Below are 19,743 nucleotides of genomic sequence, written 5' to 3'. Positions count from 1 at the left end.
GAATCCCCAGCCGCCGTCGACTTGCCCGTCGGCGTGTTTCCCTTGATTTTCCGGCGATCTTCGCCCCTGCACCCTCCCTGACCACATCCGTCACGTCCGTCGCCGGACGACGAAGGGGGTCGCCTCCCTCGCGGGAAGCGACCCCCTTCCTTGTCAGGCGCTTGCAGAGCAAGCTCCTGAAGGAAACGGTGAGTGCGGCGACTCAGACGTCCAGGTCCAGGTCGTCGAGGCGGATCGCCTCGCCGGAGCCGGGACCGAAGACCGGGTAGGCGTACTCGTCGTAGTTGGGCAGCGAGTACATCGCGGCCTTGGCCTCCTCGGTGGGCTCGACGTCCACGTTGCGGTAACGGGGCAGACCCGTACCGGCGGGGATGAGCTTTCCGAGGATGACGTTCTCCTTCAGGCCCAGCAGCGGGTCGGAGCGGCCCTCCATCGCGGCCTCGGTGAGGACGCGGGTCGTCTCCTGGAAGGAGGCGGCGGAGAGCCAGGAGTCCGTGGCGAGCGAGGCCTTGGTGATGCCCATGAGCTCCGGACGACCCGAGGCCGGGCGACCGCCCTCGGCGACGACGCGACGGTTCTCCGACTCGAAGCGCGCACGCTCGGCGAGCATGCCCGGCAGGAGGTTGGCGTCACCCGACTCGAGGATGGTGATCCGGCGCAGCATCTGCCGGACGATGACCTCGATGTGCTTGTCGTGGATCGACACACCCTGCTGGCGGTAGACCTTCTGCACCTCGTCGACGAGGTGCTTCTGGGCGTGGCGCGGGCCGAGGATGCGCAGAACCTGCTTGGGGTCGATGGCGCCCTGGACGAGCTGGGTGCCGACGGCGACCCGCTCGCCGTCCTCGACGAGCAGGCGCGAACGCTTGCTCACCGGGTAGGCGTGCTCCTCGCCGTCGCGGTCCGCGACGAGCAGGATGCGGCGGCCCTTGTCGGTCTCCTCGATGGTGATCCGACCGTCGGCCTCGGCGATCGGGGCGACACCCTTGGGGGTACGCGCCTCGAAGAGCTCGACGACTCGCGGCAGACCCTGCGTGATGTCGTCACCGGCCACACCACCGGTGTGGAAGGTACGCATCGTCAGCTGGGTACCGGGCTCACCGATCGACTGGGCCGCGATGATGCCGACGGCCTCGCCGATGTCGACGAGCTGGCCGGTGGCCAGGCTGCGGCCGTAGCACTTGGCGCAGGTGCCCACCTTGGACTCGCAGGTGAGGACCGAACGGATCTTCAGCTCGTCGACGCCGGCCTTGTAGAGCTTGTCGATGACGACATCGCCCAGGTCGGAGCCGGCCTCGGCCAGGACGGTGCCCTCGTGCTCGACGTCGGTCGCGACGCAGCGCCCGTAGACCGTGAACTCGACGTCGTCGTGCTTGCGACGGGTGCCCGTGAGCTCGTCGAACTGCGCGATCGGCATCGTCAGGCCACGCTCGGTCCCGCAGTCGTCCTCGCGGATGATGACGTCCTGGGAGACGTCGACGAGACGACGGGTCAGGTAGCCCGAGTCGGCGGTACGAAGGGCGGTGTCGGCCAGACCCTTGCGCGCACCGTGCGTCGAGATGAAGAACTCGACGACGGACAGACCCTCACGGAAGTTCGTACGGATCGGGCGCGGGATGATCTCACCCTTGGGGTTGGCCATGAGGCCACGCATACCGGCGATCTGGCGCAGCTGGAACCAGTTACCACGAGCACCCGAGTTGACCATCCGGAAGATGGGGTTGTCCTTCGGGAAGTTCTGCTGCATCTCGGCAGAGACCTCGTTGGTCGCCTGGGTCCAGATCTCGATCTGCTCCTGACGACGCTCGTCGTCGGTGATCAGACCGCGCTCGTACTGCTTCTGGACCTTGGTCGCCTTCTCCTCGTAGGTCGCGAGGATCTCAGGCTTGCGCGGCGGCGTGACGACGTCGGAGACGGCAACCGTCGTGCCCGAACGGGAGGCCCAGTGGTAGCCGGCCTCCTTGAGGGCGTCGAGCGATGCCGCGACCTCGACCTTGGTGTAGCGCTCGGCGAGGTCGTTGACGATCGTCGACAGACGCTTGCGGTCGACCGGCTCGTTGACGAAGGGGTAGTTCTCCGGGAGCGTCTCGTTGAAGAGCGCCCGGCCCAGCGTCGTCTCGGCGGTCCACGTCGCGAGCATGCCGCGCTCGTCGAGCTCGGCACCCTCGGGCAGCTCGTGGCCGATCGGCGGGACGACGTCGGTCAGCCGGACCTTGATCGGCGTACCGATCTTGATCTCGCCGGCGTCGAAGGCCATGCGGGCCTCGGCCGTCGTCGCGAAGGCGCGACGGTGCTCGGTCTCCAGCGCCACCTCGGAGGAGAGGTGGAACAGGCCGATGACCATGTCCTGCGTCGGCATGGTGACGGGTCGACCGTCGGCTGGCTTGAGGATGTTGTTGCTCGAGAGCATGAGGATCCGGGCCTCGGCCTGGGCCTCCGCGCTCAGCGGCAGGTGGACGGCCATCTGGTCACCGTCGAAGTCGGCGTTGAAGGCCGTGCAGACGAGCGGGTGGATCTGGATGGCCTTGCCCTCGACGAGCTGCGGCTCGAAGGCCTGGATGCCCAGACGGTGCAGCGTGGGCGCACGGTTGAGCAGCACGGGGTGCTCGGTGATGACCTCTTCGAGGACGTCCCACACGACCGAGCGCTGACGCTCGACCATGCGCTTGGCCGACTTGATGTTCTGGGCGTGGTCGAGGTCGACGAGCCGCTTCATGACGAAGGGCTTGAACAGCTCGAGCGCCATGGCCTTGGGCAGACCGCACTGGTGCAGCTTCAGCTGCGGGCCGACGACGATGACCGAACGGCCGGAGTAGTCGACGCGCTTGCCGAGGAGGTTCTGACGGAAGCGACCCTGCTTGCCCTTGAGCATGTCGGACAGCGACTTCAGCGGGCGGTTGCCCGGGCCGGTGACCGCACGACCGCGACGACCGTTGTCGAAGAGGTTGTCGACGGCCTCCTGCAGCATCCGCTTCTCGTTGTTGACGATGATCTCGGGCGCACCGAGGTCGAGCAGTCGCTTGAGGCGGTTGTTGCGGTTGATGACGCGGCGGTAGAGGTCGTTGAGGTCGGAGGTGGCGAAGCGGCCACCGTCGAGCTGGACCATCGGGCGCAGGTCCGGCGGGATGACCGGGACCGCGTCCAGGACCATGCCGGCCGGCTTGTTGTCGGTGGTGAGGAAGGCGGTGACGACCTTGAGGCGCTTGAGGGCGCGGGTCTTCTTCTGCCCCTTGCCGGTGGCGATGATCTCGCGCAGCTTGTCGGCCTCGGCCTCGAGGTCGAAGGTCTCGAGGCGCTTCTGGATCGCCGCAGCGCCCATGCCGCCCTCGAAGTACAGACCGAAGCGGTCACGCATCTCGCGGTAGAGGACCTCGTCGCCCTCGAGGTCCTGGACCTTGAGGTTCTTGAAGCGGTCCCAGACCTGCGCGAGGCGCTCGACCTGCTGGTCGGCCCGCTTGCGGATCTGGTTCATCTCGCGCTCGGCGGAGTCGCGGACCTTGCGCTTGGCGTCGGACTTGGCGCCCTCGGCCTCGAGCTCGGCGATGTCCTTCTCGAGCTTCTGGGCGCGGGTCTCGACGTCCGCGTCGCGGCGGTTCTCCAGCTCGCGCTTCTCGGCCTCGATCTGGGCCTCGAGCGAGGGCAGGTCGCTGTGACGCTGGTCCTCGTCGACGCTCGTGATCATGTAGGCGGCGAAGTAGATGACCTTCTCGAGGTCCTTCGGCGCCAGGTCGAGCAGGTACCCGAGGCGGCTCGGGACGCCCTTGAAGTACCAGATGTGGGTGACGGGGGCGGCCAGCTCGATGTGACCCATCCGCTCACGACGCACGCCGGCGCGGGTGACCTCGACGCCGCAGCGCTCGCAGATGATGCCCTTGAAGCGGACTCGCTTGTACTTGCCGCAGGAGCACTCCCAGTCCCGGGTGGGGCCGAAGATCCGCTCGCAGAACAGGCCCTCCTTCTCGGGCTTGAGGGTGCGGTAGTTGATGGTCTCGGGCTTCTTGACCTCGCCGTGGCTCCAGTTGCGGATGTCCTCCGCGGTGGCCAGGCCGATGCGCAGCTCGTCGAAGAAGTTGACGTCCAGCACTTCGTGCTTCCTTCTCTCGTTGTCGAGGATGACTCGATAAGTTCTGTGGCCCGGTGACGATCACGAAGGGCGACCGTCTGGGCTTGTTGAGGGTGCTCGGGGGACCCGGACCGGGGCGGGCCCGGGTCCCCCGGGCTCTCAGACCTCTTCGACCGAGCTCGGCTCGCGCCGGGACAGGTCGATGCCGAGCTCCTCGGCGGCGCGGAAGACGTCGTCCTCGTTGTCGCGCATCTCGATGGTGCCGCCCTCGGAGTTGAGGACCTCCACGTTGAGGCAGAGGGACTGCATCTCCTTGATGAGCACCTTGAAGGACTCCGGGATCCCCGGCTCGGGGATGTTGTCGCCCTTGACGATGGCCTCGTAGACCTTGACGCGACCGGTCACGTCGTCGGACTTGATGGTGAGCAGCTCCTGGAGCGCGTAAGAGGCGCCGTAGGCCTCGAGGGCCCACACCTCCATCTCGCCGAAGCGCTGGCCACCGAACTGGGCCTTACCACCCAGCGGCTGCTGGGTGATCATCGAGTACGGACCCGTGCTGCGGGCGTGGATCTTGTCGTCCACGAGGTGGTGCAGCTTGAGGATGTACATGTAGCCGACGGACACCGGGTCCGGGTAGGGCTCACCGGTACGGCCGTCGAAGAGGTTGGCCTTGCCGGAGCGGTCGATGAGCCGCACACCGTCGCGGGTCGGGGTCGTCGAGTCGAGCAGACCGGTGATCTCCTCCTCGCGGGCACCGTCGAAGACGGGGCTGGCAACGCGCGTGTTGGCCGGAGCCTGGCGCGCGTCGTGCGGGATCATCTCGGCCCACTCGGGCTCGCCCTCGATCTGCCATCCGCGGCTGGCGGCCCAGCCCAGGTGCAGCTCGAGGATCTGGCCGATGTTCATGCGGCCGGGGACACCGAGCGGGTTGAGCACGACGTCGACCGGGGTGCCGTCCTCGAGGAAGGGCATGTCCTCGACGGGCAGGATCTTGGAGATGACGCCCTTGTTGCCGTGACGGCCGGCGAGCTTGTCACCATCGGTGATCTTGCGCTTGTTGGCGACGTAGACGCGCACCAGCTGGTTGACGCCCGGGGGCAGCTCGTCGCCCTCGTCCTTGTCGAAGACCTTGACGCCGATGACGGTGCCGGTCTCGCCGTGGGGGACCTTCATCGAGGTGTCGCGCACCTCGCGCGCCTTCTCGCCGAAGATCGCGCGGAGCAGGCGCTCCTCGGGGGTCAGCTCGGTCTCGCCCTTGGGCGTGACCTTGCCGACGAGCAGGTCGCCGTCGCGCACCTCGGCACCGATGCGGATGATGCCGCGCTCGTCGAGGTCCGCGAGGACCTCCTCGGAGACGTTGGGGATGTCGCGGGTGATCTCCTCGGGGCCGAGCTTGGTGTCGCGGGCGTCGACCTCGTGCTCCTCGATGTGGATCGAGGAGAGGACGTCGTCCTGCACCAGACGCTGGCTGAGGATGATGGCGTCCTCGTAGTTGTAGCCCTCCCAGGGCATGAAGGCCACGAGAAGGTTGCGCCCGAGGGCCATCTCGCCGCCGTCGGTCGCGGGACCGTCGGCGATCAGCTGACCGGCCTCGACGCGGTCACCCTCGGAGACCATGACGCGCTGGTTGTAGCTGTTGCCCTGGTTGGACCGGGAGAACTTCATCATCTTGTACGAGCGCGAACCGCCCTCGTCCTGCGTGACGGTCACCAGGTCGGCGGAGACCTCGGTGACGACACCCGCCTTCTCAGCACGGACGACGTCGCCCGAGTCGAGCGCTGCACGGTGCTCCATGCCGGTGCCGACGAAGGGGGCCTCGGCCTGGACGAGCGGCACGGCCTGACGCTGCATGTTGGCGCCCATGAGCGCGCGGTTGGCGTCGTCGTGCTCGAGGAAGGGGATCATCGCGGTCGCGGCGGAGACCATCTGTCGCGGCGAGACGTCCATGTAGTCGACGTCCTCGGCCGGGATCTGGTCGACCTCGCCACCCTTGGTCCGGGCGAGGACCCGCTCCTCGGCGAAGGTGCCGTCGTCGAGGAGGACGGCGTTGGCCTGGGCCACGATGACCTTGTCCTCCTCGTCCGCCGAGATGTAGACGATCTCGTCGGTGACCCGACCGGCCTCGACCTTGCGGTACGGCGTCTCGATGAAGCCGAAGGCGTTGATCCGGCCGTAGCTGGCCAGCGAGCCGATCAGACCGATGTTGGGACCCTCAGGGGTCTCGATCGGGCACATGCGGCCGTAGTGCGACGGGTGGACGTCACGAACCTCCATCTGCGCGCGGTCACGGGAGATACCGCCCGGGCCCAGCGCGTTGAGGCGACGCTTGTGCGTCAGCCCCGACAGCGGGTTGTTCTGGTCCATGAACTGCGACAGCTGGCTGGTGCCGAAGAACTCCTTGATGGAGGCGACGACCGGCCGGATGTTGATGAGCGTCTGGGGCGTGATCGCCTCGACGTCCTGGGTCGTCATCCGCTCGCGCACGACGCGCTCCATCCGCGACAGGCCGGTGCGGACCTGGTTCTGGATGAGCTCGCCGACCGAGCGCAGACGACGGTTGCCGAAGTGGTCGATGTCGTCGGTCTCGACCGGCACCTCGAGGGGCTCGCCGTCGCGGACACCCGGGAGCGTCGGCTGGTCGGCGTGCAGGGCGACGAGGTACTTGAGCGTCGCGACGATGTCCTCGAGCGTGAGCACCGAGGAGTCGAGGTCGGCCTCGACACCGAGCTTGCGGTTGACCTTGTAGCGGCCGACCTTGGCCAGGTCGTAGCGCTTGGGGTTGAAGTAGAGGTTGTCGAGCAGGTTCTGCGCGGCCTCACGGGTCGGTGGCTCGCCGGGGCGCAGCTTGCGGTAGATGTCGAGCAGCGCGGCGTCCTGGTCCTCGACGGTGTCCTTGTCGAGGGTGGCGCGCATCGACTCGTAGTCGCCGAACTCCTCGAGGATCTCCGCGGAGGTCATGCCCAGGGCCTTGAGCAGGACGGTGACCGACTGCTTGCGCTTGCGGTCGACGCGGACGCCGACCATGTCGCGCTTGTCGACCTCGAACTCGAGCCACGCACCGCGGCTCGGGATGACCTTGGCCGAGTAGACGTCCTTGTCGGAGGTCTTGTCGGGGGTGCGCTCGAAGTAGACGCCCGGGCTGCGCACGAGCTGCGAGACGACGACGCGCTCGGTGCCGTTGATGATGAAGGTGCCGCGCTCGGTCATGAGCGGGAAGTCACCCATGAAGACCGTCTGGCTCTTGATCTCGCCGGTCTCGGCGTTCATGAACTCGGCGGTGACGAAGAGGGGCGCGGAGTAGGTCTGGTCGCGCTCCTTGCAGTCGTCGACGGAGTACTTCGGCTCCTCGAAGCGGCTCTCCCGGAAGGAGAGGCTCATCGAGCCGGAGAAGTCCTCGATCGGGGAGATCTCCTCGAAGATCTCCTCCAGCCCCGGGTGCTCGGGGACGTCACGTCGACCGGCGTCGAGAGCGTCGGCGAGACGCTCCTGCCACTTCTCGTTGCCCAGGAGCCAGTCGAAGCTCTCCGTCTGGAGGGCCAGGAGGTCGGGGACCTCGAGGGGCTCGCGGATCTTTGCGAAGGACAGACGGCCACTGGCCGTCCGTGCGGTGGACATCGGGGAAGCGGTGCGCGAGGCAGCCAAGGATGGATCCTTCCACGGGCCTTGAGAGTCGGGCGGTGCCACCGGGTCCGGATCGCGTCCCGGCGGGGCTCTCGACACCCTCGGGAACGAGGGGATGTGAGCGGTCCGACGGGGTCGCGACAGGAACAAGGCAGCGCAAAGCGACAGCGTAGTCCACAAACACACAAGTGTCCAACCCGGTCGAGCCGACGGCTCGACGGTGGTCCACGGCCCCTCTCCCGCAGACGCGGTGGGGCCGGATCAATCGACGCCATGAGGATGGACGACGGGAACCGCCACGTCAAGGCACGTCCCCGGCGGGTCGCGAGCCGGTGCCCGGACCGGGCCGGCGGGATCCCCCCTTCGGCCCGGGCCCTAGGATGGGACCATGAATGCACGCTCGATCCGCCGACGCCGACGCCGGCTCGAGGTGCGACGTGCGGTCCGGCGCACGGCCGGCGCCGTCGTCGCGACCCAGCTGCTCACTGTCGCAGGCCTGCTCGTCTTCGACAGCCAGCGCCGCAAGGACCGTCCGGACAAGGAGTTCCCGCACCAGCAGGGCGGTCCGGTGCCCGTCCCCGGCGGCGACGTGCGCATCTACACCTTCGGCGAGCACCTCTTCGAGGAAATGCTCGCCGACATCGACGCGGCGCGGGAGCGCATCTACTTCGAGACCTACATCTGGAAGGACGACGCCATCGGGCAGCGCTTCCGGGACGCGCTCGTCGCGGCCCACGAGCGCGGCGTGCGCGTCTTCGTCGTCTACGACACCTTCGCCAACCTCGTCGTCCCACGCCGCTTCTTCCAGTCGCTCCCGGAGGGCATCCACGTCAAGCGACACCCGCTCGTCACCGGCGGGGTGGCCTTCCTCAGCCCGCGGCACTGGGGACGCAACCACCGCAAGCTCCTCGTCGTCGACGAGACGGCCGCCTACCTCGGCGGCTACAACATCGGCCAGGACTACGCCAACCGCTGGCGCGACACCCACGCCCGCTATGCCGGCGACATGGTCGTCGAGCTCGAAAATGCCTTCATCGACTACTGGAACATCTACGACGGCAGCCCCGCGCTCCCCCAGCCGCGGCGCCGCACGTGGAGCCGCGACATGCGCATCCACCGCAACCTGCCGGCCGACATGGTCTACCCGATCCGCAACATGTACCTCGAGGCGATCGACCGGGCCAGCGAGCGGGTGTGGCTGACGACCGCCTACCTCATCCCCGACGACGCCTTCATCCGCAGCCTCGTCAACGCCGCCGAGCGCGGGGTCGACGTGCGCGTCATCGTGCCGCACTTCAGCAACCACATCGTCGCCGACTGGCTCAGCCGCACCCTCTACGAGCGCCTGCTGCGCGGGGGTGTGCGGCTGCTGCGCTTCGAAAATGCCATGGTGCACGCCAAGACGGCGACGATCGACGGCCTGTGGTCGACCATCGGCACCGCCAACATCGACCGGCTGAGCCTCGCCGGCAACTACGAGATGAACATGGAGATCCTCGACGCGGACGTCGCGGCGCGCATGGAGGAGGTCTTCGCCCTCGACTCCGGCAACTGCACCGAGCTGACCCTCGACGAGTGGACCCGACGCCCGCTCATCAGCCGGGTCACCGAGGGCATCCTCTCCCCCTGGCGCCCGCTGCTCTGACGAGGCACACGCCGAAGGGCGGGTCGCACCAGGTGGTGCGACCCGCCCTTCGGCAGATCAGTGCTCGTCAGTGACGAGCCGAGATCACTTGAGCTCGACGGTGGCGCCGGCGCCCTCGAGGGCCTCCTTGGCCTTCTCCGCGGCGTCCTTGTCGACCTTCTCGAGGACGGGCTTGGGGGCGCCGTCGACGAGGTCCTTGGCCTCCTTGAGGCCGAGGCTGGTGAGCGCACGGACCTCCTTGATGACCTGGATCTTCTTGTCGCCGGCCGCGGCGAGGATGACGTCGAACTCGTCCTGCTCGGCGGCGGCGTCGCCACCGGCGTCGCCACCGGCGGCCGGGGCGGCACCCGCAACGGCAACCGGGGCCGCGGCGGTGACCTCGAAGGTCTCCTCGAACTGCTTTACGAACTCGGAGAGCTCGATGAGGGTCATCTCCTTGAAGGCCTCAAGGAGCTCGTCGGTGCTGAGCTTCGCCATGATGGGCGTCCTTTCTGATCAAACGTGTGTGCCGAAAGTGGCGGGGTCGTGCAGTGGCCGAAAGGCGGGCGCCTCAGGCCTCGTCGCCACCCTCGGGGGTGGTCTCGGTGGAGGCGACGGCCTCGGCGGCCGGCTCCTCGGTGTCCGCAGCGGGGGCGTCGGTCGCGACCGGGCCCTGCTCCTCGACCTTCGCGCGCAGCGCGTCGACGACGCGAGCCGTCTGCGCGAGCGGCGCGTTGAAGAGGTACGCGGCCTGGGTGAGCTGGGCCTTCATGGCGCCAGCCAGCTTGCCCAGGAGAACCTCGCGGGACTCGAGCTTCGCGAGCTTGTCGATCTCCTCCGGCGTGAGCGGGTTCCCGTCGAGGATTCCGCCCTTGATCACCAGGAGAGGGTTGTCCTTGGCGAAGTCACGCAGACCCTTGGCAGCCTCGACGGGGTCGCCCTCGACGAAGGCGATCGCGTTGGGGCCGACGAGCTGGCCCTCGAAGGCGGACTCGACGCCCGCCTCCTTGGCAGCGCGCTCGGTCAGCGTGTTCTTCACCACGGAGTAGGTGGCGTTGCCACGGAGCTTGCTGCGCAGCTCGCCGAGCTGCGCCACGGTCAGACCGCGGTACTCCGTGATCACGGCCGCGCTGGAGCTGCGGAACTTCTCCGCGAGCTCGGCGATGGCGGCGTCCTTCTGGGGGTTCGCCATGCGGGCCTCCTTCTCGTGTGGTGCCACCGGGGCCCGGAACGAGAAAAGGAGCCCCGGCGCAGGCACGGGACTCCGGCACGCACGTCACGAGGACGGGTGCGAATCAAGTGGCCTGCGCGGGTCGCCCGCTCTCGCGGAACCTTGGGTCACGATCACGTGGATCACGACAACCGGCGGTCAATGGTCGGAAGCAACAGTACGGCAGGTGCGCCGGTGGGACAAATCGTCGCCGGCGCAGCCTGGCGGACATGACGAAGGGGGTCGCACCCGGGTGGGTGCGACCCCCTTCGAGGTCACGCGAAGGCGTGGGTCACTCCGAGGCGGGGACCTCGTCGGCCGCCACCGGGGCGGTCTCCTCGAGGAGGTTCTTGACCCGCGAGGAGTCCAGGACGATGCCCGGGCCCATGGTCGTGCTCAGCACGGCCTTGGTGATGTAGCGGCCCTTGGAGGCGGACGGCTTGAGACGCAGGATCTCCTCGAGCGCCGTCTGGTAGTTCTCCACGAGCTGCTTCTCGTCGAAGCTCGCCTTGCCGATGATGAAGTGCAGGTTGGCGTGCTTGTCGTTGCGGAACTCGATCTTGCCGCCCTTGATGTCGGCGACGGCCTTGGCCGTGTCCATCGTGACGGTGCCCGTCTTGGGGTTGGGCATGAGACCACGGGGGCCCAGGACCTTGCCGAGACGGCCGACCTTGCCCATGAGGTCCGGGGTGGCGACGACGGCGTCGAAGTCCATCCAGCCGCCCTGGACCTTCTCGAGCATGTCGTCGGACCCGACGAAGTCGGCGCCGGCCTCACGGGCGGCGTCGGCCTTGTCGCCGTTGGCGAAGACGAGGACGCGGGCGGTCTTGCCCGTGCCGTGCGGGAGGTTGACCGTGCCGCGGACCATCTGGTCGGCCTTGCGGGGGTCGATGCCGAGACGGAAGGCGACCTCGACGGTCTCGTCGAAGGTCTTCTTCGCGCCCTCCTTGGCGAGACGGACGGCCTCGAGGGGGGCGTAGGCGAGATCGCGGTCGACCTTGTCCGCCGCGGCGCGGTAGCTCTTGCTGCGCTTCATGGGTACTCCTTGGGTGGTGGTGGAGGTGTGGTGCGGGCCAGCGCAGGCCCTCCCACTGTTGTGGCCGTGTCAGACGCTGAGTTTCCTCGGGCGTCCTCCTCGGCCCTCCGAGCCTCGCTCGCGAGAGCTCGCTCGGATTGTCGGGCTGTCGTCAGACGCCCGGGGTCTCGATGCCCATCTGACGCGCCGTGCCGGCGATGATCTTCATCGCGGCGTCGATGTCATTGGCGTTGAGGTCGGGCATCTTGGTCTCGGCGATCTCGCGCACCTGGTCCTTGGTCAGCGAGGCGACCTTGACCTTGTGCGGCTCACCGGAGGCCTTCTTCACGCCCGCGGCCTTCTTGATCAGCTCGGCGGCCGGCGGGGTCTTGGTGATGAAGGTGAAGGAGCGGTCTTCGTAGACCGTGATCTCGACCGGGACGACGTTGCCACGCTGGTCCGCCGTGGCGTCGTTGTACGCCTTGACGAACTCCATGATGTTGACGCCGTGCTGACCCAGCGCCGGACCGACCGGCGGGGCAGGGGTGGCGGCACCAGCCTGGATCTGCAGCTTGATGTAGCCGGAGACCTTCTTCTTGGGGGGCATGCGATGTTCCTACTTCCGTGTTGTGGGCCGACGCCGTGGGCGATGACCCGGTTGCAGATGCGCCGCCAGTCGGCGACGCGGCTTCTCAGAGCTTGGCGACCTGGTGGAAGCCGAGCTCGACCGGGGTCTCCCGGCCGAAGATGGAGACGAGGACCTTGAGCTTCTGGCTCTCGGGGAGGATCTCGGAGATCGTCGCCGGCATGGTCTCGAAGGGGCCGTCCATGACGGTGACCGACTCGCCGACCTCGAAGTCGACGTCCACCGGGGCGGCGGGGGCGGACAGGCCGTCCTGCGTCGGGGCGGCACCGGCGGCCGCCGGGGCGGCGGCCTTCTCGAGGTCCGCGGGCTTGATCATCGTGAAGACCTCGTCGAGGCTCAGCGGCACCGGGTCGTGCGCGTTGCCCACGAAGCCCGTGACGCCCGGCGTGTGCCGCACGGCGCCCCAGGACTCGTCGGTGAGGTCCATGCGCACGAGGACGTAGCCGGGCATGCGCGGCTGCTTGCGCACCTTCTTCTGGCCGGACTTGATCTCGGTGACCTCGTCGATGGTGACGGCCACCTCGAAGATGTAGTCCTCCATGTCGAGGTTGGCGACACGGGTCTCGAGGTTGTGCTTGACGCGGTTCTCGTAGCCCGCGTAGGTGTGGATGACGTACCAGTCGCCGAACTTGCCGGCGAGCTCGTCCTTGAAGGCCTGGACCGGGTCGGCGCTGTCCTCGGGGAGCACGTCGCCGTCGGCGTCGCTCTCGCGGGTCTGCGGCTCGGCGGGGGCCTCGTCGGCCTCCTCCGCGGCGGCCTCCTCGAGGGCCTCGTCGGCGGCGCGGGCGTCGTCGGCCTCCTGTGCCGAAGGGAGGTCCGCCGGCGGCTGCGCAGCGTGCTCGGCCTGCTCGGCGGCGATGACGCTCGAGGTGCCCTCGGTGTCCTGGGACTCGGGGGTCGGGGCCTGCTCGGACATGACCTGTTTCCTCACTTCAACTTCGTACGTCGGCGCGGGAGCGCGCCCGGTCTGCGGGTGTGGTGCGGCGGCGTCAGCCGCCGAACACCCAGAGCACTGCCCGGGTGAACGCCGCGTCCAGGCCCGAGACGATGAGCATCATCACGGAGACGAAGACGATGACCACGAGCGTGTAGTTGATCAGCTCGGACCGGGTCGGCCGGACGACCTTGCGGAGCTCGTCGAGCACCTGAGCAAGGAAGAGGCCGATGGAGCCGAAGAAGCGAGAGATCGGGTTGCCGCCCTTCGGCTCGCGCCGCGCCTTGGTCGGCTGCGCTCCGAGCTGGCTCACGTCGTCTCTTCTCCGTCGGGGTCTCACCTGGCTGCGCAACGGGTGTCGTGCAACGCAGGGCAGGAGGGACTCGAACCCCCAACCGCCGGTTTTGGAGACCGGTGCTCTACCAATTGAGCCACTGCCCTTCGGAAGGTCGCGTTGGGGGCGGCCTCCCGTGGCCGGCTCGGACCATCTCCCCCGATGTGCGGGCACGCCGGAGAGTCTGGTCCAAGTCAACCGAGGGATCACTGTACGTCACGGAGGCACCGCACCGCGAACCCACGTGAGGTGGAAGACTGACGGCGTGACTTCGACGCCCGACGCTCGCCCCCTGTCCGACCTCTCCGCGCAGGAGCTGCACGCCCTCGCGCAGACCCAGCGCGAGGCCCACGCCGCGCAGGCCGCCAAGGGCACCAAGCTCGACGTGACGCGCGGCAAGCCGAGCTCCGCACAGCTCGACCTCGCCGACCCGATGCTCTCCCTCCCTTCGGCCACCACGGACCGCGCCGGCACCGACGTGCGCAACTACGGCGGCCTCACCGGGCTGACCGAGCTGCGCGAGATCTTCGCCGAGCTGCTCTGGGTCGAGCCCGAGCAGATCGTCGCCGGCGGCAACTCCTCGCTGACGATGATGCGCGACGTGCTCGTCGACCTGCTCCTCTTCGGGGCCATCGACTCCCCGCGCCCCTGGGCCAAGGAGGACAAGGTCACCTTCATCTGCCCGGTGCCCGGCTACGACCGCCACTTCGCGCTCCTCGAGGACCTCGGCATCGAGATGGTCACCGTGCCGATGACCGACGAGGGCCCCGACGTCGACGAGGTCGCCCGCATCGCCGGCTCCGACCGGTCGGTCAAGGGCATCTGGATCGTCCCGACCTACGCCAACCCGACCGGTGCGGTCGTCAGCCACGAGGTGGCCAGCCGGCTGGCGGGCATGGAGACCGCGGCGCCCGACTTCAAGATCTTCTGGGACAACGCCTACGCGGTGCACCACCTCACCGAGGACGAGGCCAAGAGCGCCGACATCATCACGCTGGCCTCGGGCGCGGGCCACCCTCACCGCGCGGTGATGTTCGCCTCGACCTCCAAGATCACCTGGGCCGGCGCGGGCGTGGCCTTCCTCGCCTCCTCGGTCGAGCAGGTCGCCTGGTACCTCGAGCACCTCGGCAAGGGGTCGATCGGCCCGGACAAGATCAACCAGCTGCGCCACGTCGAGTTCTTCGGCGACGCCGACGGGGTGCGGGCGCACATGCGCAAGCACGCCGAGATCATCGCCCCGAAGTTCGCCGAGGTCGACCGGGTGCTCACCGAGCGCCTCGGCGGTCTCGGGGTCGCGACGTGGAACCGCCCGACGGGCGGCTACTTCGTCAACCTCGACGTGCTTCCCGGCACGGCCTCCCGTGTCGTCGCCCTCGCCAAGGAGGCCGGCCTGTCGCTGACCCCCGCGGGTGCCTCCTTCCCCCACGGGCAGGACCCGGACGACACCAACATCCGCCTGGCGCCCACCATGCCGCCGATGTCCGAGCTCACCGAGGCCATGGAGACGGTCGCCACGTGCGTCCTCATCGCGGCCGCGGAGCAGCTGGGCGCAACCACCAAGGAGTGACCATGTCCGAGCGTGAAGACCTCGACACCGACCTGACGAGCTACAGCCTCGACGACGAGGACCAGCTGCAGCCCGGCGACAGCCTCATGGGCACCGGCGCCGAGGACGAGGACCCGCTCGACGCGGGCTACTCCCCGCCCGACTCGGCCCGCGGCTCCTACGCCCACGGAGTCACCGCGGCGGAGCAGCGCGAGGGCGAGAGCATCGACCAGCGGCTCAAGCAGGAGGATCCGGACACCACCTGGGAGGTCGACGAGCCCGGCCGCATCGGTGGTGACGACCCGGACGCCATCGCCGCCGAGGACGACTGGATCGGCGACAGCGAGGTCGGCGACGCCCGCGCCGGGCGGCTTGTCAGCCCCGACGAGGGGGCCCACGACGACACGGACGACCAGGCCTGGGGCCGCGACGTCGGCGTCGACGGTGGCGCGGCCTCCGCCGAGGAGGCCGCCGTGCACGTCATCGACGGACGGGCCGAGGAGGAGGACTGACCTCCCCGACCCGCGACCTGCGGGCCCTGCCCAAGGCCCACCTGCACCTGCACTTCACCGGCTCGATGCGGGTCGAGACTGTCCGGGACATGGCGGCAGCGCAGTGCCTGCGGTTGCCCGACTCCCTTCGCTCGGCCTATCCCCCACGACTGTCCGCGGCCGACGAGCGGGGGTGGTTCCGCTTCCAGCGGCTCTACGACGCGGCCCGCCACTGCGTGCGCGGCGAGGCCCAGATGCGCCGGATCGTGCGCGAGGCGGCCCTCGACGACGGCGCCGAGGGCTCGCGCTGGCTCGAGATCCAGGTCGACCCGACGTCGTACGCCCCCTTCGTCGGTGGCATCACCCCCGCGATGGAGGTGGTCCTCGACGAGGCCCGCTCCGTCAACGCCACGGCGGACGAGACGGGGTCGGCGCGGGTCGGCGTCGTCATGGCGGCCAGCCGCATCCGCCACCCCCTCGAGGCGCGCACCCTGGCCCGGCTCGCGGCCCGGCTGGCCGACCGAGGGCCAGAGGGGGTCCTCGGCTTCGGCCTGTCCAACGACGAGCGCCGCGGGTCCACCCCCGACTTCGCCCCGGCCTTCCGCATCGCCGAGCGGGCCGGGCTGATGCTGGTGCCGCACTCGGGCGAGCTGCTCGGCCCGGACGCCATCGCCGAGACCCTCACGAGCCTGCGCCCGCAGCGGCTCGGGCACGGCGTGCGCAGCACCGAGGATCCTCGCGTGCTCGAGGCGCTCGTCGCCGCCGATGTGGCCCTGGAGGTCTGCCCCGGGTCCAATGTCGCTCTCGGGGTCTACCTCGAGGAGCACGCCGTGCCGCTGCGCACGCTGCTCGACGCCGGCGCCACGGTCGCGCTCGGCGCCGACGACCCGCTGCTCTTCGACTCGCGCCTCCTCGCGCAGTACGAGACCGCTCGCACGGTCCACGGCCTCACCGACCCCGAGCTCGCCGAGGTCGCCCGCGGCTCCTTCCGCGCCAGCCGCGCGCCCGAGGAGGTCATCACCACCGCCCTCGCGGACATCGACGCCTGGCTGGGGGCGCCGGCCTGAGGCCACCCCCTTCGCCGATCCGACGGCGTGACCGCAGATCCTGCGGCGTTCGACGCGCACGAAGCGTGATCTTCTGCCAAGATCGCCGGTGCCGCGGCTCGATCCCCGGCCCGCGGTCACCAAGGGAGGAAATGCACATGGCTTCACGCATGCGACCGCGCGGCGCTCGACTGGCGGCTGCTGCCGCCGTCGTCGGCCTCGGCGTCATCGGCGCCCAGTCGGCCACCGGAGCGACCCAGGACGAGCCGGTCTCGACCCCGGTCCCGATCTCGACCCCCGAGGGCCAGATCTCCAGCTACGTCATCAACACCAAGATCGTCAGCCCCGGTCAGGTGCGCAAGGTCGAGCGTGCGGTCCAGTCCGCCGGCGGGGTCGTCGTGCAGTCCTGGCCGCAGATCGGCGTCGTCGTGGCCCACTCGACCAAGGCCGACTTCCGCACCACCGTCGTCGCCGCGGCCCGCAATGCGGTCGAGTCGGTCGGCCCGACCCGGTCGGTCGCCGTCAGCGAGGGGACCCCGGCGGGCGCCCAGGCCCCGTGGGGCCCGGGCAAGGGCCAGCTGAAGAAGGCCCTGACGAAGAAGGGCGACGTCTCCGAGGGCACCGCCGCCACGAGCACCGACCCGCGCGAGGGCGAGCAGTGGGACATGCAGATGATCAACGTGCCGCAGGCGCACCAGATCACCACCGGCTCTCCCGACGTCACCGTCGGTGTCCTCGACTCCGGCATCGACCCCGACCACCCGGACCTGGCCAACCAGATCGACCGCGCCAGCTCGGTCGGCTGCACCGATGCGGGCCGCCCGGCGACCGGCGAGTCCGCCTGGGCCCCGACGACGAGCGACCACGGCACCCACGTCGCGGGCACGATCGGCGCCGAGCGCAACGGCGTCGGCATCGTCGGCATCGCCCCCGGGGCGAAGATGGCCTCGGTCAAGGTCGTCAACGACGACGGGTTCATCTATCCCGAGTACGCGGTCTGCGGCTTCATGGAGGCCGGCCTCAAGGGCATGGATGTGACCAACAACAGCTACTACGTCGACCCCTTCGAGTTCTGGTGCGGCGACCAGCCCGAGCAGGCCCCCGCCCTGGAGGCCGTGCGTCGCGCGGTCGACTGGTCGACGAAGCAGGGCTCCGTCCACGCGGCGGCCGCCGGCAACAGCGCCTACGACCTGTCGAACAAGACGACGAACGCATCGAGCCCCAACGACGGGACCTCGGTCGAGCGCACGATCAACAGCTCGTGCAAGGACATCCCGACCGAGCTCGACGGTGTCGTCACCGTCTCGTCGATCGACCGCCAGGGCAAGCTGTCCTCCTTCTCCAACCGCGGCCTCGGCTCGATCGACGTCGCCGCTCCCGGCAGCTCGATCCTCTCGACGATCGTCCGGGACAACGGGTGGGGCCTCAAGAGCGGCACCTCGATGGCCTCGCCGCACGTCGCCGGCGTCCTGGCCCTGATGAAGTCGGCCCACCCGACGTGGGGCCCGGAGAAGATGATCAGCGAGCTGCGGTCCCAGGCCACCGACACCCCGTGCTCGAGCACCACGCGAGGCGCCGCGTGCGTCGGCACCCCGCAGGAGAACTCCTACTACGGCGACGGCATCGTCGACGCCTACGCGGCCGTGCGCTGACCCGCACGCACGACGCACGCCGACGGGCCCACGGTCGACCTGACCGTGGGCCCTTCGGCACCTACAGCTCGTGCCCGACGAAGACCGGCTCGTTGACGAGCGTCACGCCGAAGGCGGACTCCACCCCGTCGCGCACCTCGCGGGCCAGGGCCGCGATGTCGGCCGCCGTCGCCGTGCCGCGGTTGGTCACCGCGAGGGTGTGCTTCGTCGACAGGGCGGCCGGCCCGGGCATCGCGTGCCCCTTGCCGAAGCCCGCCTTGTCGATGAGCCAGGCCGCGCTGGTCTTGACCAGCCCCTCCCCCGCGGGGAAGACCGGTGGGGTCGGTCCCTGCGGCCCCAGCCGCTGGGCGGCGCGCTCGACGAGCTCGTCGAAACGCTCGGCCGGCAGGATCGGGTTGGTGAAGAAGGAGCCACAGCTCCACGTGTCGTGGTCGGTCTCGTCGAGGACCATGCCGCGGTTGCCGCGCTGCACGAGCACGGCGTCACGGGCCGCGGCGAGCGGCACCCGGTCCTCCTGCTCGACCCCGAGCTGGCGTGCCAGGTCGGCATAGGCCACCGGCGCCGACAGGCCACCCCGGCCGAGGCGGAAGGTCACCTCGAGCACGACGTGACGGCCCGTCTCCTTGAAGACCGAGTGGCGGTAGGTGAAGGCGCATTCCTGCGCCGTGAAGGTGCGCTCGCGCCGCTCGTCGCGGTCCCAGACGCGCACGCGCGTGATGGTCTGCGCGACCTCCTGGCCGTAGGCGCCGACATTTTGCACCGGCGTCGCCCCGGCCAGCCCGGGGATGCCGGAGAGCGCCTCGATGCCCGACCAGCCCTCGGCGACGGCGCGGGCGACGACGTCGTCCCACACCTCTCCGGCGGCGACGACGACGTCGACGTGCTCGTCGTGCGTGGACTCGACGCGGACCCCCTTCGTCGCGATGCGGACGACGGTGCCGCGGAAGCCGTCATCGGCGATGACGAGGTTGGAGCCGCCGGACAGGAGCAGCAGGGGCGTGCCCGCCTCGTCCGCGGCCCGGACGGCGGCGACGACCTCGTCGAGGGTCTCAGCGGTGACGAGGGTGTCGGCCGGCCCGCCGACGCGCATGGTCGTGAGCGGCGCCAGCTCGACGCCGCGCTCGGTCGCGCCCATCAGTCGAGCCGGGCCACGGCGCGGCAGCGGCCGAGCACCTTGTCGTCGCCGCAGGTGACGGTCAGCTCGACGGTCGCCTCACGGGTCTGCTCGTCGAGGGACTTCACGACGCCGGCGACGGCGATCTCCGCCCCGGCGCCGTGCGGGACGACGACCGGCTTGGTGAAGCGGGTGCCGTAGTCGACGATGCGCCCGGCGTCCCCGACCCAGTCCGTGACGACCTGGACCGCCGCACCCATCGTCCACATGCCGTGGGCGATGACGTCGGGCAGCCCGACCGCCTGCGCGGTCCGCTCGTCCCAGTGGATGACGTTGCGGTCACCGGAGGCGCCGGCGTAGTGCACGAGGTGGGCCCGGGTCACGGGGATGGTGCGGGGCGGGAGGGACTCCCCTTCGCTGACGTCCTCGAAGCGGCGCACGGTCATG

The 19,743-nt window shown here is 69.5% G+C and carries 15 protein-coding genes and 1 tRNA gene; 5 read left to right on the top strand and 11 right to left on the bottom strand.

Going from position 1 to position 19,743, the window contains the following annotated elements; translation table 11 throughout:
- Positions 1 to 202: 202 nt before the first annotated feature.
- Positions 203 to 4,084, bottom strand: a complete 3,882-nt coding sequence (locus NYE39_RS13850) for a DNA-directed RNA polymerase subunit beta' (protein WP_192911479.1) — start codon at positions 4,082 to 4,084, stop codon at positions 203 to 205.
- A gap of 138 nt (positions 4,085 to 4,222) precedes the next feature.
- Positions 4,223 to 7,705, bottom strand: a complete 3,483-nt coding sequence (gene rpoB, locus NYE39_RS13845) for a DNA-directed RNA polymerase subunit beta (protein ID WP_072623752.1) — start codon at positions 7,703 to 7,705, stop codon at positions 4,223 to 4,225.
- Positions 7,706 to 8,072: 367 nt separating this feature from the next.
- Here rpoB and NYE39_RS13840 point away from each other — a divergent pair, with 367 nt between their 5' ends.
- The gene (locus NYE39_RS13840) at positions 8,073 to 9,329 is read left to right on the top strand and encodes a phospholipase D-like domain-containing protein (protein ID WP_341013003.1); all 1,257 of its coding nucleotides are present in this window, start codon (positions 8,073 to 8,075) and stop codon (positions 9,327 to 9,329) included.
- An 84-nt stretch (positions 9,330 to 9,413) separates the two neighbouring features.
- Here the strand turns inward: NYE39_RS13840 and rplL are convergent, their stop codons facing one another.
- From rplL to NYE39_RS13805, 7 genes are all read right to left on the bottom strand, one after another.
- Positions 9,414 to 9,806: a 50S ribosomal protein L7/L12 gene (rplL, locus tag NYE39_RS13835; RefSeq protein ID WP_007929164.1), complete on the bottom strand. Its 393-nt coding sequence runs from the start codon at positions 9,804 to 9,806 to the stop codon at positions 9,414 to 9,416.
- 73 nt (positions 9,807 to 9,879) lie between these two features.
- Entirely contained in the window at positions 9,880 to 10,500 is a 621-nt protein-coding gene (gene rplJ, locus NYE39_RS13830) for a 50S ribosomal protein L10 (RefSeq protein WP_072623749.1), read from the bottom strand.
- A gap of 310 nt (positions 10,501 to 10,810) precedes the next feature.
- Positions 10,811 to 11,554, bottom strand: coding sequence for a 50S ribosomal protein L1 (gene rplA, locus NYE39_RS13825; RefSeq protein ID WP_072623748.1), 744 nt, complete (start codon positions 11,552 to 11,554; stop codon positions 10,811 to 10,813).
- 151 nt (positions 11,555 to 11,705) lie between these two features.
- The gene (gene rplK / locus NYE39_RS13820; RefSeq protein ID WP_072623747.1) at positions 11,706 to 12,140 is read right to left on the bottom strand and encodes a 50S ribosomal protein L11; all 435 of its coding nucleotides are present in this window, start codon (positions 12,138 to 12,140) and stop codon (positions 11,706 to 11,708) included.
- Positions 12,141 to 12,225: 85 nt separating this feature from the next.
- The gene (gene nusG / locus NYE39_RS13815; protein ID WP_072623746.1) at positions 12,226 to 13,095 is read right to left on the bottom strand and encodes a transcription termination/antitermination protein NusG; all 870 of its coding nucleotides are present in this window, start codon (positions 13,093 to 13,095) and stop codon (positions 12,226 to 12,228) included.
- 73 nt (positions 13,096 to 13,168) lie between these two features.
- The gene (gene secE, locus NYE39_RS13810) at positions 13,169 to 13,426 is read right to left on the bottom strand and encodes a preprotein translocase subunit SecE (RefSeq protein WP_072623745.1); all 258 of its coding nucleotides are present in this window, start codon (positions 13,424 to 13,426) and stop codon (positions 13,169 to 13,171) included.
- A 55-nt stretch (positions 13,427 to 13,481) separates the two neighbouring features.
- Positions 13,482 to 13,554 (bottom strand) — tRNA-Trp (locus NYE39_RS13805).
- Between the two features lie 158 nt (positions 13,555 to 13,712).
- On the opposite strand from NYE39_RS13805, the gene NYE39_RS13800 reads away from it, so the two are divergent.
- The 4 genes from NYE39_RS13800 (at position 13,713) to NYE39_RS13785 (ending at position 18,182) form a co-directional block, all read left to right on the top strand.
- A complete protein-coding gene (locus tag NYE39_RS13800) occupies positions 13,713 to 15,014 on the top strand; it encodes an aminotransferase class I/II-fold pyridoxal phosphate-dependent enzyme (RefSeq protein WP_341013002.1) in 1,302 nt (433 codons plus the stop codon).
- 2 nt (positions 15,015 to 15,016) lie between these two features.
- Entirely contained in the window at positions 15,017 to 15,505 is a 489-nt protein-coding gene (locus NYE39_RS13795; RefSeq protein WP_072623743.1) for a DUF5709 domain-containing protein, read from the top strand.
- A gap of 65 nt (positions 15,506 to 15,570) precedes the next feature.
- A complete protein-coding gene (locus NYE39_RS13790; RefSeq protein WP_445667076.1) occupies positions 15,571 to 16,551 on the top strand; it encodes an adenosine deaminase in 981 nt (326 codons plus the stop codon).
- Between the two features lie 137 nt (positions 16,552 to 16,688).
- Positions 16,689 to 18,182, top strand: coding sequence for a S8 family peptidase (locus NYE39_RS13785; protein ID WP_341013001.1), 1,494 nt, complete (start codon positions 16,689 to 16,691; stop codon positions 18,180 to 18,182).
- Between the two features lie 61 nt (positions 18,183 to 18,243).
- Here NYE39_RS13785 and NYE39_RS13780 read toward each other — a convergent pair whose 3' ends face one another.
- Both NYE39_RS13780 and NYE39_RS13775 read right to left on the bottom strand, forming a co-directional pair.
- The gene (locus NYE39_RS13780) at positions 18,244 to 19,317 is read right to left on the bottom strand and encodes a UDP-N-acetylmuramate dehydrogenase (protein WP_072623740.1); all 1,074 of its coding nucleotides are present in this window, start codon (positions 19,315 to 19,317) and stop codon (positions 18,244 to 18,246) included.
- Positions 19,317 to 19,742, bottom strand: coding sequence for a MaoC family dehydratase (locus tag NYE39_RS13775; RefSeq protein WP_072623739.1), 426 nt, complete (start codon positions 19,740 to 19,742; stop codon positions 19,317 to 19,319). Before NYE39_RS13775 ends, NYE39_RS13780 begins: the two co-directional genes overlap by 1 nt.
- Position 19,743: the final 1 nt, after the last annotated feature.

This window comes from Janibacter sp. FSL W8-0316 (assembly GCF_038004165.1).
Taxonomy (GTDB): Bacteria; Actinomycetota; Actinomycetes; order Actinomycetales; family Dermatophilaceae; genus Janibacter; species Janibacter indicus.
This window is presented reverse-complemented; position numbering and strand designations above follow the sequence as displayed.

Excerpts from the sequence above, each read along its gene's own strand:
- NYE39_RS13840 (WP_341013003.1), top strand. The coding sequence starts at position 8,073 with ATGAATGCACGCTCGATCCGCCGACGCCGACGCCGGCTCGAGGTGCGA.
- nusG (WP_072623746.1), bottom strand. The coding sequence starts at position 13,095 with ATGTCCGAGCAGGCCCCGACCCCCGAGTCCCAGGACACCGAGGGCACC.
- NYE39_RS13775 (WP_072623739.1), bottom strand. The coding sequence starts at position 19,742 with ATGACCGTGCGCCGCTTCGAGGACGTCAGCGAAGGGGAGTCCCTCCCG.
- rplL (WP_007929164.1), bottom strand. The coding sequence starts at position 9,806 with ATGGCGAAGCTCAGCACCGACGAGCTCCTTGAGGCCTTCAAGGAGATG.
- rplK (WP_072623747.1), bottom strand. The coding sequence starts at position 12,140 with ATGCCCCCCAAGAAGAAGGTCTCCGGCTACATCAAGCTGCAGATCCAG.
- NYE39_RS13790 (WP_445667076.1), top strand. The coding sequence starts at position 15,571 with ATGCGGGTCGAGACTGTCCGGGACATGGCGGCAGCGCAGTGCCTGCGG.
- NYE39_RS13780 (WP_072623740.1), bottom strand. The coding sequence starts at position 19,317 with ATGGGCGCGACCGAGCGCGGCGTCGAGCTGGCGCCGCTCACGACCATG.
- rplJ (WP_072623749.1), bottom strand. The coding sequence starts at position 10,500 with ATGGCGAACCCCCAGAAGGACGCCGCCATCGCCGAGCTCGCGGAGAAG.
- NYE39_RS13795 (WP_072623743.1), top strand. The coding sequence starts at position 15,017 with ATGTCCGAGCGTGAAGACCTCGACACCGACCTGACGAGCTACAGCCTC.
- rplA (WP_072623748.1), bottom strand. The coding sequence starts at position 11,554 with ATGAAGCGCAGCAAGAGCTACCGCGCCGCGGCGGACAAGGTCGACCGC.
- NYE39_RS13785 (WP_341013001.1), top strand. The coding sequence starts at position 16,689 with ATGGCTTCACGCATGCGACCGCGCGGCGCTCGACTGGCGGCTGCTGCC.